The sequence below is a fragment of the Cellulomonas sp. P1_G12_2 genome, from assembly GCF_056405535.1.
The window spans coordinates 176,164-189,096 of the sequence record NZ_JBFUBX010000007.1; the positions used below are offsets into that span (position 1 = coordinate 176,164).

The 12,933-nt window shown below is 71.9% G+C and carries 14 protein-coding genes and 1 tRNA gene; 7 read left to right on the top strand and 8 right to left on the bottom strand.

Annotated features, from left to right (window positions below):
• Positions 1–21: 21 nt before the first annotated feature.
• The 4 genes from bcp (at position 22) to AC1DXT_RS18525 (ending at position 3,932) form a co-directional block, all read left to right on the top strand.
• Positions 22–489: a thioredoxin-dependent thiol peroxidase gene (gene bcp, locus AC1DXT_RS18510; protein ID WP_477062761.1), complete on the top strand. Its 468-nt coding sequence runs from the start codon at positions 22–24 to the stop codon at positions 487–489.
• 22 nt (positions 490–511) lie between these two features.
• Positions 512–594 (top strand) — tRNA-Leu (locus AC1DXT_RS18515).
• A 286-nt stretch (positions 595–880) separates the two neighbouring features.
• Positions 881–2,374 (top strand): glycoside hydrolase family 10 protein, encoded by a 1,494-nt coding sequence (locus AC1DXT_RS18520; RefSeq protein WP_477062762.1) that lies wholly within the window; start codon positions 881–883, stop codon positions 2,372–2,374.
• 70 nt (positions 2,375–2,444) lie between these two features.
• Positions 2,445–3,932: a non-reducing end alpha-L-arabinofuranosidase family hydrolase gene (locus AC1DXT_RS18525; RefSeq protein WP_477062763.1), complete on the top strand. Its 1,488-nt coding sequence runs from the start codon at positions 2,445–2,447 to the stop codon at positions 3,930–3,932.
• Between the two features lie 55 nt (positions 3,933–3,987).
• On the opposite strand, the gene trxA is transcribed toward AC1DXT_RS18525, so the two are convergent.
• Entirely contained in the window at positions 3,988–4,359 is a 372-nt protein-coding gene (gene trxA, locus AC1DXT_RS18530) for a thioredoxin (RefSeq protein WP_055921401.1), read from the bottom strand.
• Positions 4,360–4,505: 146 nt separating this feature from the next.
• Between trxA and AC1DXT_RS18535 the strand changes: the two genes are divergently transcribed.
• The gene (locus AC1DXT_RS18535; RefSeq protein ID WP_056092661.1) at positions 4,506–5,060 is read left to right on the top strand and encodes an NUDIX hydrolase family protein; all 555 of its coding nucleotides are present in this window, start codon (positions 4,506–4,508) and stop codon (positions 5,058–5,060) included.
• Between the two features lie 14 nt (positions 5,061–5,074).
• Positions 5,075–5,695, top strand: a complete 621-nt coding sequence (locus tag AC1DXT_RS18540) for a Pr6Pr family membrane protein (RefSeq protein WP_477062764.1) — start codon at positions 5,075–5,077, stop codon at positions 5,693–5,695.
• Here the strand turns inward: AC1DXT_RS18540 and AC1DXT_RS18545 are convergent.
• From AC1DXT_RS18545 to clpS, 7 genes are all read right to left on the bottom strand, one after another.
• Entirely contained in the window at positions 5,685–7,346 is a 1,662-nt protein-coding gene (locus tag AC1DXT_RS18545; RefSeq protein ID WP_477062765.1) for an ABC-F family ATP-binding cassette domain-containing protein, read from the bottom strand. The genes AC1DXT_RS18540 and AC1DXT_RS18545 overlap by 11 nt on opposite strands.
• Before the next feature lie 6 nt (positions 7,347–7,352).
• Positions 7,353–7,967 (bottom strand): RdgB/HAM1 family non-canonical purine NTP pyrophosphatase, encoded by a 615-nt coding sequence (gene rdgB, locus AC1DXT_RS18550; protein WP_477062766.1) that lies wholly within the window; start codon positions 7,965–7,967, stop codon positions 7,353–7,355.
• Complete coding sequence (gene rph / locus AC1DXT_RS18555; RefSeq protein ID WP_477062767.1) at positions 7,964–8,770, bottom strand: ribonuclease PH; 807 nt, start codon at positions 8,768–8,770, stop codon at positions 7,964–7,966. The genes rdgB and rph overlap by 4 nt, the downstream gene beginning before the upstream one ends.
• 191 nt (positions 8,771–8,961) lie before the next feature.
• The gene (locus AC1DXT_RS18560; protein ID WP_477062768.1) at positions 8,962–9,750 is read right to left on the bottom strand and encodes an MBL fold metallo-hydrolase; all 789 of its coding nucleotides are present in this window, start codon (positions 9,748–9,750) and stop codon (positions 8,962–8,964) included.
• Positions 9,747–10,562, bottom strand: a complete 816-nt coding sequence (murI, locus tag AC1DXT_RS18565; protein WP_477062769.1) for a glutamate racemase — start codon at positions 10,560–10,562, stop codon at positions 9,747–9,749. The genes AC1DXT_RS18560 and murI overlap by 4 nt, the downstream gene beginning before the upstream one ends.
• Positions 10,563–10,587: 25 nt before the next feature.
• The gene (locus tag AC1DXT_RS18570; RefSeq protein WP_477062770.1) at positions 10,588–11,235 is read right to left on the bottom strand and encodes a DUF2017 domain-containing protein; all 648 of its coding nucleotides are present in this window, start codon (positions 11,233–11,235) and stop codon (positions 10,588–10,590) included.
• A complete protein-coding gene (clpS, locus tag AC1DXT_RS18575; protein ID WP_477062777.1) occupies positions 11,235–11,501 on the bottom strand; it encodes an ATP-dependent Clp protease adapter ClpS in 267 nt (88 codons plus the stop codon). Before clpS ends, AC1DXT_RS18570 begins: the two co-directional genes overlap by 1 nt.
• An 85-nt stretch (positions 11,502–11,586) precedes the next feature.
• Between clpS and AC1DXT_RS18580 the strand changes: the two genes are divergently transcribed.
• Positions 11,587–12,930 (top strand): nicotinate phosphoribosyltransferase, encoded by a 1,344-nt coding sequence (locus AC1DXT_RS18580; RefSeq protein ID WP_477062771.1) that lies wholly within the window; start codon positions 11,587–11,589, stop codon positions 12,928–12,930.
• Positions 12,931–12,933: the final 3 nt, after the last annotated feature.

Genomic DNA, 12,933 nt, shown 5'->3' on the forward strand with positions numbered 1-12,933 from the left:
CCTCGCAGTTCAGGAGTTCACGTGCCCCGTCTCGCCGTCGGCGACCTCGCCCCCGACTTCACGCTCCCGACCGCCGACGGTGGCACCGTCACCCTGTCCGACCTGCGCGGTCGTCGGGTGATCGTGTACTTCTACCCCGCCGCGATGACCCCCGGGTGCACGACGCAGGCCTGCGACTTCCGCGACTCGCTCGCCTCGCTGCAGGGCGCCGGCTTCGCGGTCGTCGGAGTCTCCCCGGACACCGTCGAGAAGCTGGCTGCGTTCGTCGCGCAGGAGCACCTGACGTTCCCGCTGGGGTCCGACCCGGAGCACGCCGTGCTCGAGGCGTGGGGCGCCTGGGGCGAGAAGATGAACTACGGCAAGACCGTGACAGGCGTGATCCGCTCGACCGTCGTCGTCGATGCCGAGGGCCGTGTCGAGCTCGCGCAGTACAACGTGAAGGCCACCGGGCACGTCGCCAAGCTGCGCCGGGACCTCAAGGTCGCGTGACCCTGTGGGAAACTTCCGCTGCGCGGGAGTGGTGAAACGGCAGCCACGCCAGGTTTAGGTCCTGGTGCTCGAAAGGGCGTGCGGGTTCAAATCCCGTCTCCCGCACACGGTGATCGCGGGCTGACCATGCCTCGCAGTCCGGACAGCTCCCGGCAGGACGTGATCCTGCCGGGAGCTTCTGTATGTCTCGGGTTAAACGTTCCGCGTGCCCCGAACTCGTTGTACACCGGTGTAGATCCCGCTACTTTTCCGGCGAACCACCTCAACTCCGAGCTTGGCTGCCACGCAGATGTGAGCGCTCACACCACCGCCTCCTCCGTGTCGACGACGACACGTCAGCGGACGCGAGCCGACATGCCGGCGTGCTGGTCCCGACAGAGAGCGAGTCATCATGCCCACGACGCCCGAACAGCCGCACCACCACGGACGGGGTCGACGAGCAGCCGCGCTCGTCGCCACCACCGGACTGCTCCTGACCATGCTCGTCGCGCTGGCGAACCCGGCGCAGGCGGCCTCGACGCTCGGCGCGTCGGCGGCCGAGAAGGGTCGGTACTACGGCACCGCGATCGCCGCCGGGAGGCTCGGCGACTCGACCTACTCGACGATCGCCAACCGTGAGTTCGACATGATCACGGCCGAGAACGAGATGAAGATGGACGCGACCGAGCCGAGCCAGAACCAGTTCAGCTACACCAACGGCGACCGCATCCTGAACTGGGCCCTGAACAACGGCAAGCGCGTCCGCGGCCACACGCTGGCGTGGCACGGTCAGCAGCCGGGGTGGATGCAGAACATGTCCGGCAGCGCGCTGCGCAGCGCCCTGCTCAACCACGTGACGCAGGTGGCCACCCACTACAAGGGCAAGATCTACGCCTGGGACGTGGTCAACGAGGCGTTCGCCGACGACGGGCGCGGCAGCCGTCGCGACTCCAACCTGCAGCGCACCGGCAACGACTGGATCGAGGCCGCGTTCCGCGCCGCCCGCAACGCGGACCCGAACGCGAAGCTCTGCTACAACGACTACAACACCGACGGCATCAACGCGAAGTCCACGGGCGTCTACACCATGGTCCGGGACTTCAAGTCGCGCGGCGTCCCGATCGACTGCGTGGGCTTCCAGGCACACCTCGGCACGAGCCTGCCCGGCGACTTCCAGGCGAACCTGCAGCGCTTCGCCGACCTCGGCGTGGACGTCCAGCTCACCGAGCTCGACATCCAGCAGGGCAGCAACCAGGCGAGCATGTACGCCGCCGTGACCAACGCCTGCCTCGCGGTGTCGCGCTGCACGGGCATCACGGTGTGGGGCGTGCGCGACTCCGACTCGTGGCGCACGGGGGCCAACCCTCTGCTCTTCGACTCCTCCGGCAACAAGAAGGCCGCCTACACGTCCGTCCTGAACGCCCTCAACGCGGGCGGCGGCGGCGGTGGTGGCGGCGGTGGCGGCTCGACCTCGATCGACACCTCTGCCTGGTACGTGCTGGTCAACCGGAACAGCGGGAAGGCGCTCGACGTCTACAACCTGTCCACCGCCGACGGCGCCCGGATCACCCAGTGGACCCGCAACGACGGCAACCAGCAGCAGTGGCAGTTCACCAGCTCCGGCGACGGGTACTACGAGATCAGGTCGAGGCTCTCCGGCAAGAACCTGGACGTCTCCGGCAGGTCCACGGCTGACGGTGGCGCGATCGTGCAGTGGACCGACAACAGCGGGGCCAACCAGCAGTGGCGCGCCACGATCACGAACGGGTACGCCACCTTGCTCAGCCGGCTCAGCGGCAAGGCCCTCGAGGTGCAGGGTGCCTCGACGGCCGACGGCGCCAACATCGTCCAGTACAGCAGCTGGAACGGTGCCAACCAGCAGTGGCAGCTCGTCCGCGTCGGCTGACCGACACCCGTAGCAGGGGTGGGGCGCCGACCGGCGCCCCACCCWCACGACCCCCGAAGGAGTGGGACAGATGAGCAGGACTCAACATCCACCGAGGCGGCGCCTCCAGGCGTTCCTGATGGCGATGACGGTCGCGATCACCGGCGCGGTCGCCGTGGTCGCCGCGTCGGCAGCGAGCGCCGCGTCGATCGACACCAACGCGTCGTACGTGCTGGTCAACCGCAACAGCGGCAAGGCACTGGACGTCTACAACCTGTCCACCGCCGACGGCGCCCGGATCACCCAGTGGTCCCGCAACGACGGCGCCCAGCAGCAGTGGCAGTTCGTCGACTCCGGCAGCGGCTACTACCGGCTCAAGTCCCGCCTGTCCGGCAAGGTCCTCGACGTCACCGGCCGGTCCACCGCCGACGGCGCCGCCATCATCCAGTGGACCGACGCCAACTCCACCAACCAGCAGTTCTCCATCCAGGACATCGACGGCTACATCCAGCTCATCAGCCGCAACAGCGGCAAGGCCGTCGAGGTCCAGGGCGCCTCCACCGCAGACGGCGGCAACATCGTCCAGTACGCGGACTGGAACGGCACCAACCAGCAGTGGCAGCTCGTCCGCCTCGGCGGCACCAACCCCACCACGCCCCCGCCGACGGGTGGTTGCGCCCTGCCGTCGAGCTACAGGTGGAGCTCCACGGGCTCGCTCGCCACCCCAAGGTCCGGCTGGGCCTCGCTGAAGGACTTCACCACGGCCCCGTACAACGGCAAGCAGCTCGTCTACGCCACGACGCACGACAACGGCTCGTCGTGGGGCTCGATGAACTTCGGCCTGGTGAACAACTTCTCCGAGCTGGGCTCCGCATCGCAGAACGCCATGTCGTCCGCCACCGTGGCCCCGTCGCTCTTCTACTTCGCGCCGAAGAACATCTGGGTGCTCACCTACCAGTGGGGCGGGACGGCGTTCTCCTACCGGACGTCCAGCGACCCGACCAACCCGAACGGGTGGTCGTCGGCCCAGGCCCTGTTCACGGGCAGCATCTCCGGCTCCGGCACCGGTCCCATCGACCAGACCGTCATCGGCGACGGCACGAACATGTACCTGTTCTTCGCCGGCGACAACGGGAAGATCTACCGCGCGAGCATGCCCATCGGGAACTTCCCGGGCAACTTCGGCTCGAGCTACACGACCATCATGAGCGACTCCACGAACAACCTGTTCGAGGCCCCTCAGGTGTACAAGGTCAAGGACCGGAACCAGTACCTGATGATCGTCGAGGCGATCGGCTCCAACGGTCGGTACTTCCGCTCGTTCACCGCCACGAGCCTCTCCGGCTCGTGGACACCGCAGGCGGCCAGCGAGAGCAACCCGTTCGCGGGCAAGGCCAACAGCGGTGCGTCGTGGACCAACGACATCAGCCACGGTGAGCTCATCCGCACGAGCGCCGACCAGACGATGACGATCGACCCCTGCAACCTGCAGCTGCTCTACCAGGGTCGTTCTCCCAGCTCCGGCGGGGACTACGGCCTGCTGCCGTACCGCCCGGGCCTGCTGACCCTCCAGCGGTAACCACGCACGCAGAAGGGCCGGCCCCCGCCTGGGGACCGGCCCTTCTGATGTCAGGTCAGGCGTCGGTGGTGGCGGCGGCAGCGATCTTCTCGCGCACCTCGTCCATGTCCAGCGCCTTCACGGCCTCGACCACCTGCTCCAGCGCGGGAGCGGGCAGCGCTCCGGCCTGGTTGAACACCAGGATCCCGTCGCGGAAGGCCATCAGGGTCGGGATCGAGAAGATCTGCAGCTCGGCGGCCAGCTCCTGCTCGGCCTCGGTGTCGACCTTCGCGTGCACGACGTCAGGGTGGTTCTCCGAGGAGTCCTCGAAGACGGGCCCGAACCGCTTGCACGGCCCGCACCACTCTGCCCAGAAGTCGACAAGGACGATCTCGTTGTCCTTGATGGTCTGGCCGATCGTGCTACCGGTCAGCTCAGTCGTCGCCATGACGTTCCTCCAGTCCTCGGTTACCGCCAGATAGAGCACGCAACCACCCACGACTATTCCCGAGGGTGGCGGGACGCACACCTCGGGAGGCGTGGATCCGCGCGGCGTGCCCGTCGCGGGCGCTCCCGGCGAGGTAGACATGGTCAGTGACCGCTTCCGCCGAGTACCCCCGCGGCCCCGAACGTCCGGCCGGCTGGCTCAGCCCCGAGGAGATCGGTCGCGCCCGCACGCAGCTGCCGATCCTCTACATCGACGCGATCCCCGTGCGCGTGGACGACTCGGGCGACGTCGTGCAGGTGGGCCTGCTGCTGCGCGTCACGCAGGAGGGAGTCATGTCCCGGGCGCTGATCAGCGGTCGCGTGATGTACCACGAGCGGGTGCGCGACGCGCTGCTGCGGCACATCGAGAAGGACCTCGGCCCCGTGGCGCTCCCGCAGATCCCCGCGTCGCCCCAGCCGTTCACGGTCGCGGAGTACTTCCCGACGCCCGGTGTGACGCCGTACCACGACCCCCGCCAGCACGCGGTGTCGCTCGCGTACGTGGTGCCGGTGCTCGGCGACTGCCGGCCGCAGCAGGACGCCATCGACCTCGCGTGGATGACGCCCGAGGAGGCGTGCGCGCAGCAGATCCAGTTCGAGATGAACGGCGGGCAGGGCCTCCTCCTCCGCCAGGCGATGGGATACGTCGGCCGGCTGCCGTGACCGAGGGCAGGTTCGTGCTGGCACGCATCCTGCACGGGATCGTCCTCGTCGCGGCCGGCGTGGGCATCCTCATGGAAGTGGTCACGGCGCTCGGCGCGCAGGACCTCACGACGCGGCTGGTCCGGCTGTTCAGCTACTTCACGATCCAGTCGAACATCCTGGCGGCCGTCGCGTCCGGGATGCTCCTGTGGCGCCCGGACCGGCGCGGGCGCGTGTTCGCGGTGCTACGGCTCGACGCGCTGCTGTGCATCGCGGTGACGGGGATCGTCTACCACTCGGTCCTCGCGGGCCTGCAGGAGCTGACGCAGGCGGGCGCCGTCTCCAACTTCCTGCTGCACACGCTGTCGCCCGTCGGCGCGGTCGCGGCCTGGCTCGTCGTCGGGCCCCGTCCCCGGCTCTCCCCCGCCGTCGTCGGCTGGTCGCTCGTCTACCCCCTCGCCTGGATCGCCTACACGTTCGTCCGGGGCGCGATCGTCGACTGGTACCCGTACCCGTTCCTCGACGTCTCGCAGATCGGGTACGCCTCGGCGCTGGTGCGCACGGGCGTGGTGGCGGTGGTCTTCCTCGCGCTCGCCTTCGCGACCCTGGCGCTCGAGCGGGTCCTGCCGCCGGCACCGCGCCCGGTCAGAGACTGAGCTCCGGCCAGTCCGCCAGGTCGGCGCGCATCCGGCGGTCGTGCGTGGCGACGACCACCGCGGCGGACGTCGCGCGCAGCGCGGCCGTGAGCTCGTCGACCAGCCCGACGGACAGGTGGTTCGTCGGCTCGTCGAGGATGAGCACGTGCGGCGCCGCGAGCAGCGCGCACGCAAGGTCGAACCGGCGCCGCTGACCGACCGAGAGCTCGCGCAGCGGCCGGTCGAGGTCCTCCTCCGTGAGCAGACCGAGTGCGGCGATCGGGACCAGCTGACCGGGATCGAGCAGCTGCGCCTCGAGGAGCGTCAACGCGTGGCGGGCGTACGCGTCGAACCCGGACAGCTGCTCGGCGGCCCCGGCAGCGCGCGGATGGGCGACGAGGGCCGCGGCGTGCTCCGTCGGCCCCTCCTGGGCGAGCACCCCGAGCCGCACGCCGGGCGCGATCGAGCGCACCCCGCGGTCGAGCCGGACGGACCCCGCCAGCGCCGCGAGCAGGGTCGACTTGCCGGAGCCGTTGGGTCCGGTGACCAGCAGGCGCCCGCACGCCGGGACGTCGACGCGCACCCCGGCGAGGTCGAGGCGACCGGTCACCCGCGGCGCGCGCAGGTCCAGGAGCGGCCCGGTCGGCGGCTGCGGCGGGAGCGAGGGCAGGTCGGGGAACGTGAGCACCAGCGGCGGCGTCGGCACCTCCACGGCGTCGGCCTCGAGCTTCTGGATCAGCCGGTCCGCTGCCTTGACGTGACCCCGCGCGCGGGTGGCACGCCGGTGCGTCTGGGAACCCTTGGGCGGGCGCCACTCGTCGGAGAGGTTCTCGTACGTCGAGTCGAGCCGCTCGGCCAGCTGGACCGCACGCTTGCGCTCGGCCCGGTACCGCGCCCGCCAGCGCCGGATCATCTGGCTCTTGAGGAAGCGGTAGTCGGAGTAGCGCGTCGCTCCGTACAGCGCGGGGCGGCCGTCCATGGCGGGATCGAGGTCGAGGATCGCGGTCATCACGTCGTCGAGCAGACGGCGGTCGTGCGTGACGATGACGACCGCCCCGGGCCACTCCCGCAGGCGGGCGGTCAGGTAGTCGATCCCCGCCGCGTCGAGGTGGTTGGTGGGCTCGTCGAGGAGCAGGAGGTCCGCACGCTCACCGATCCGGCACGCCAGCCGCACCCGGTACCGCTCGCCGACGCTCAGCTGGTCCAGCCGCCGGTCCGCCTCCCGCGGGGCCCCGAACCGCGTGAGCGCCTCGTCGACGCGGCGGTCGGCGTCCCAGGCGGCGAGGTGCTCGTAGCGGGCGACAGCGGCGGTCAGCCGCGCGAGGTCGCCGGACTCGTGGTCGAACCCCGCGATCGCCGCCTCGAGCTCTCCTGCCGCCGCCCGGATGCCGCCGAGGGCCTCCGCGACGAAGGTGCCGACGGTCGCGCCGCCGGGTGCGTCGAGCTCCTGCTCCACCGAGGCGAGCGTGCCGCTGCGCCGCACGGTGCCGGTCTGCGGTGCGAGCTCGCCCGCGAGGACCCGCAGCAACGTCGTCTTGCCGGCCCCGTTCTCGCCGACGACGCCCACCCGGTCCCCCGCACCGACCGCGAGGTCGACACCGTCGAGCACCGGGTGCCCGGGGTAGCCGTAGGTCACCCCGTCCGCCACCAGCTGAACGTGGCCGTCAGACACCGCGGGTCATCCCCCGAGCACCCGCACCAGCGTCGGGACGAGCGCGCGGAACGCCGTGCCGCGGTGGCTGATCGCGTTCTTCTCCGCGGGCGTGAGCTCCGCGCACGACCGGGTGTCGCCGGTCGGCACGAGGATCGGGTCGTACCCGAAGCCGCCGGCGCCGCGGGGCTCGGTCGCGAGCACACCCTCGAGCGTGCCGGTCTCGACGTGCTCGAACCCGTCCGGGGTCACCAGCGCGGCCGCGCACACGAAGCGCGCCCCGCGGTGCGGTTCCGCGATGTCGGCCAGCTGCGCGAGCAGGAGCGCGAGGTTGGCTGAGTCGTCGCCGTGCCGGCCGGCCCAGCGGGCGGAGAAGATCCCCGGCGCCCCGCCGAGGACGTCCACGCTCAGCCCGGAGTCGTCCGCGACCGCGGGCAACCCGGTGAACGCCGCGAGCGCGCGCGCCTTGATCAGCGCGTTCTCGGTGAACGTCAGGCCGTCCTCGACGGGCTCGGGGGCGTCGACGTCCCGCGCTCCGACGACCGACTCCGGGTCGAGCCCTGGCAGGACCGGGGCGAGGATCGCGCGCAGCTCGCCGACCTTGTGGGCGTTGTGCGTCGCGAGAACCAGGCGGGCGTTCACCGGGCCAGCCGGGTAGCGGACCCGTCGCCCGGTGCCGAGGCCAGCGCCGCGACCTGCAGGGCCGTGAGCTGGGCGGTGCCGGCGACGGCGAGATCCAGCAGCGAGTCGAGCTCGGCCCGGTCGAACGGCGCGTGCTCGGCGGTGCCCTGCACCTCGACGAACGTGCCCGACCCGGTGACCACGACGTTCATGTCCGTCTCGGCGCGCACGTCCTCGACGTAGGGCAGGTCCAGCACCGGCAGCCCGTCGACGATGCCGACGCTCACGGCGGCCACGGAGTCGCGCAGGACGACCTTGTTCTTGGGGATGTGCTTGTTCTCCACAGCCCACGCGACCGCGTCGGCGAGCGCGACGTACGCGCCCGTGATCGAGGCGGTCCGGGTGCCGCCGTCGGCCTGAAGCACGTCGCAGTCGAGCACGATCGTGTTCTCGCCGAGCGCGGAGACGTCGATGATCGCGCGCAGCGAGCGACCGATCAGCCGGGAGATCTCGTGCGTGCGGCCCCCGACGCGCCCCTTGACCGACTCGCGGTCCGAGCGGCTGGACGTCGCGCGCGGGAGCATCGAGTACTCGGCGGTGACCCAGCCCTCGCCGGAGCCCTTCTTCCAGCGCGGCACGCCCGGCGTGAACGACGCGACGCAGAGCACCTTGGTTCCGCCGAACTCGACGAGCACGCTGCCCTCGCCCGCCTCCAGGAAGCCGCGCGTCAGGGTCACGGGACGGAGCTGGTCGGGGGCACGTCCGTCGGCGCGGACGCGCGTCGGGCTCCCGGTCGCAGACGAGGTGGTGGCAGCAGAAGTCATGACGACGAGCCTAACGGCGCGCCCCGACACCCCCGGACGCCGGCAAGAACCCGTCGCCGACGAGGCCGCGGCATGCACCGCGCGCCCCGACACCCCCGGACGCAGCGAGAACTCGTCGCCGACCAGGCTGGCACCCCGGACGTCCGCGCTCCGGAGGGCCGGAACCCCCTCGAGTGCGGACGTTGCGGTCCTCAGAGGACGTGCACTCCGCCGGGGTGGGCCAGCTCGATCGGCCCGTCGTACACCGCGGACGCCTCGGCGACGGTCACCGCGGGGTCGTTCCAGGCCGGGATGTGCGTGAGCACGAGCAGGCCCGCTCCCCCGCGCGCCGCGGCCTCACCGGCGCGTCGGCCCGTCAGGTGGACACCGCGCGAGGCGTCGTCGCGACCCTCGACGTACGCCGCCTCGGAGAGCAGGAGGTCGACGCCCGCGGCGAGGGCGTCGAGGCCCTCGCACGCGTCGGTGTCCCCCGTGTAGGCGAGCGTGACGGTCCGGGCGGGATCCGCGTCGCTCGGCCCGGAGACCCGGATCCCGAACGCGGGGATCGGGTGCTCGACGGGCACGGGCTGCAGCACGAGCGGCCCCACGACGACGGGCGATCCGGCACGCCACTCGACCACGTCGAACTGCCCGTCGGTGCTGGTGGCGGGGTCCTTCCCGGCCAGCTGCGCGAGGCGCTCCGAGGTCCCGGTCGGCCCGTGCACCGTGACCGGGGCGCAGGGCCCCTCCGGGCGGTACCTGCGCAGCACGTTGAGCACCACCATGTCGGCCACGTGGTCGGCGTGCAGGTGCGACAGACCGATCGCGTCGAGGCCGGTGGGGTCGCCGTACCGCTGGAGGGCGCTCAGGGCGCCGTTGCCGAGGTCGAGCAGGACGGTCCACGTGCGCCCGTCGGCGTCGTCGGCCTGGACGAGGTACCCCGAGGCCGCCGAGTCGGGGCCGGGGAACGAGCCGGCGCAGCCGAGGACAGTGAGCCTCATCGCAGTGCCGCGCTGGACTCGACGGTCTCGACCTCCGGGCCGAGGAAGCGCCGGGCGAGGGTGCGGAACTGCGCCGGGTCGCCCGTGGCCAGGAACCGGTGCGTGGGCGGACCCGCCGCGGGGTCACGCTCCAGGTCGTGCGCGACGAGCGTGCGGTAGACGTCCTTGGCGGTCTCCTCGGCGCTCGACACGAGGGTGACCTCCTCGCCCATGACGTAGGAGATCGCCCCGGTGAGCAACGGGTAGTGGGTGCAGCCGAGGACCAGGGTGTCGACGCCGGCCTCCCGGACCGGGTCCAGGTACTCGTGGGCGTACGCGAGCACCTCGGGGCCGGAGGTGATGCCGGCCTCGACCAGGGGCACGAACTCCGGGCACGCCCGGGTGGTCAGCTCGATCCCGGGCGCCACGGCGAAGGCGTCGTCGTACGAGCGCGACTCGACCGTGGACTTGGTGGCGATGACCCCGATGCGCCCCGACCGGGTGGCCGCCACGGCACGTCGCGCGGCGGGCAGGATCACCTCGACCACCGGGATGCCCCGGCGCAGCGTGTACCTCTCGCGGGCGTCCCGCAGCATGGCCGACGACGCGGTGTTGCACGCGATGACCAGCAGCTTCACGCCGGCGTCGACCAGGTCGTCCATGACCTCGAGCGCGTGCGCCCGCACGGCGGCGAGCGGCTTCGACCCGTACGGGGTGTTCAGCGTGTCGCCGATGTAGAGGGTGGACTCCTGGGGCAGCTGGTCGAGGATCGACCGGGCAACGGTGAGCCCGCCGACGCCGGAGTCGAAGATGCCGAGGGGGGCGTCGTTCACGCGGACGAGCCTAACCGCTGCGCGCTCACGGTTCGCCCGGGCGACCGGCGGCGCGCAGGTCGTGCAGCAGCACCTCGACGAGCGACTCCTGAAGCCAGCTCAGCGCGCCGTACACGGCGACCAGGTACCGGCGGGCGGCGGGGTCGAGGGTCTCGGCCGCCTCCTGCGCGACCTCGGCCTGCGGCGAGTCGAGCAGGGTGTCGTACAGGTGCTCGGCCTGCTCGTCGGTCCGGATGCCGAGGCGCTCGGCGAGCACCAGGCGCAGGTCCGTGATCGCCGCAGCGACGTCCCGCGCGTCGTCCGGGGCGATGACGAGCGCGTCAGCGCGCCAGCCGTCGGTGGGCGTCGTCAGCGCGTCCCAGAACCGGGCGAGGCGGGCGATCTTGTCGGCCCGCAGGTCGTCCTCGGTCAGCCGCCGGAACTCCGCGGAGATCTCCGGGTCGTCGCGCGAGGCGTCGGGCAGGAGGCGTCGCACGGCGGGGTCCGACGGGGGTGCCAGCGGCTCGATCCGCATCCGCGGGCTTCCGTCCCCGGCAGGGACCGGGTCCCGCGACTCCAGGCGACCGCCGCCCAGCAGCTCGGCGACGTCCGCGACGAGAGCCGCGACGACCTCGCGCTCGTCCGCGTCGAGGCGCGCGGCGTACATGCCGCGGCGGCGCTTGAAGCCGCGCATCACTGCCCGCTGCGCTGGAGCGTCGCCCAGAGCCCGAACCCGTGCATCGCCTGCACATCGACCTCCATCGCCTCGAGCGAACCGGTGGAGACGACCGCCCGGCCCTGCTCGTGCACCTGCTTCATGAGCTTCTCGGCCTTCGCCCTCGGATGCCCGAAGTACGACTCGAACACGTACGTCACGTAGCTCATGAGGTTGACCGGGTCGTTCCACACGATCGTCACCCACGGATCGGCGACGTCGGTCTTCTCCTCCTCCTCGACCATGGCGTCGGGAAGGGTCTGCACTGGCACGCCGTCCACTGTAGGTGGGCGCCGCGCCGGTCGGGCACACGCGCCCTACGTTGGGCCCATGACCGACCCGCACCCGCCCAGCGTGGCGCTGCTCACCGACCGCTACGAGCTCACCATGCTGCAGGCCGCCCTCGCCGACGGGACCGCGGACCGGCGCTGCGTCTTCGAGGTGTTCACCAGGCGGCTCCCGGCCGGCCGGCGGTACGGCGTGCTCGCGGGGACCGGGCGGGTCCTGGAGTCCCTCGAGAGGTTCCGGTTCGGGGCGCCCGAGCTCGACTGGCTCGCCGACGAGCGCGTGGTCGACGACGCGACCCTCACGTTCCTCGCCGACTACCGGTTCACCGGCTCTGTCGTCGGGTACGCCGAGGGTGAGGTGTTCTTCCCGTCGTCCCCGGTGATGGTGGTCGAGGGCACGTTCGCCGAGGCCGTGCTGCTGGAGACCCTCGTCCTGTCGATCCTCAACTACGACTCGGCGGTCGCGTCCGCTGCGTCCCGCATGACCAGCGCCGCCGTCGACCGGCCGTGCCTCGAGATGGGGTCGCGTCGAGCGCACGAGGACGCGGCGGTCGCGGCGGCCAGGGCGGCGGTGGTCGCGGGGTTCGTGGGCACGTCCAACCTCGAGGCAGGACGGCGGTACGGCCTGCCGACGATCGGCACCGCGGCCCACGCCTTCACGCTGCTGCACGACGACGAGGCGGCGGCGTTCGCCGCGCAGGTCGCGTCGCTCGGCACCGGCACCACGCTGCTCGTCGACACCTTCGACGTCCGGCGCGGCGTGGAGCTCGCGCTGGCGGCGGCCGGGACCGGGCTGGGCGCGGTGCGGCTCGACTCCGGCGACCTCGGCGTCCTGGCGCACGAGGTGCGGGCGCAGCTCGACGAGGCAGGCGCGCAAGGCACGAAGATCACGGTGACGTCTGACCTGGACGAGTACGCGATCGCGTCGCTCGCGGTCGCTCCGGTGGACTCCTACGGGGTGGGCACGTCGGTGGTCACCGGGTCGGGGGCACCGACGTGCGGGATGGTCTACAAGCTGGTCGCCCGCGAGGGGGCCGACGGAGCGCTGGCGCCGGTGGCCAAGGCGGCGCGCGGGAAGATCAGCGTCGGGGGCCGCAAGGCGGCCGCGCGGAGACTGGGGGCCGACGGCCGGGCAGTGGAGGAGGTGCTCGTCACGGGCCGCGACGACGACGTCCGCACCTGGTCGTCCTCCGACGCGTCGCTGCGCGCCCTGCACGTCCCGCTCGTCACCGACGGGGTGGTCGACACCGACTGGACAGGGCCGGACGGCGTGCGCCGGGCAGCAGAACGGCACCGCGCCTCGCGGGACGAGCTGCCGCGCGGGGCGCGACGGCTGTCTGCCGACGAGGCAGCGGTGCCGACCGTGGCGCTGCGGCTCGGGGACTGAAGG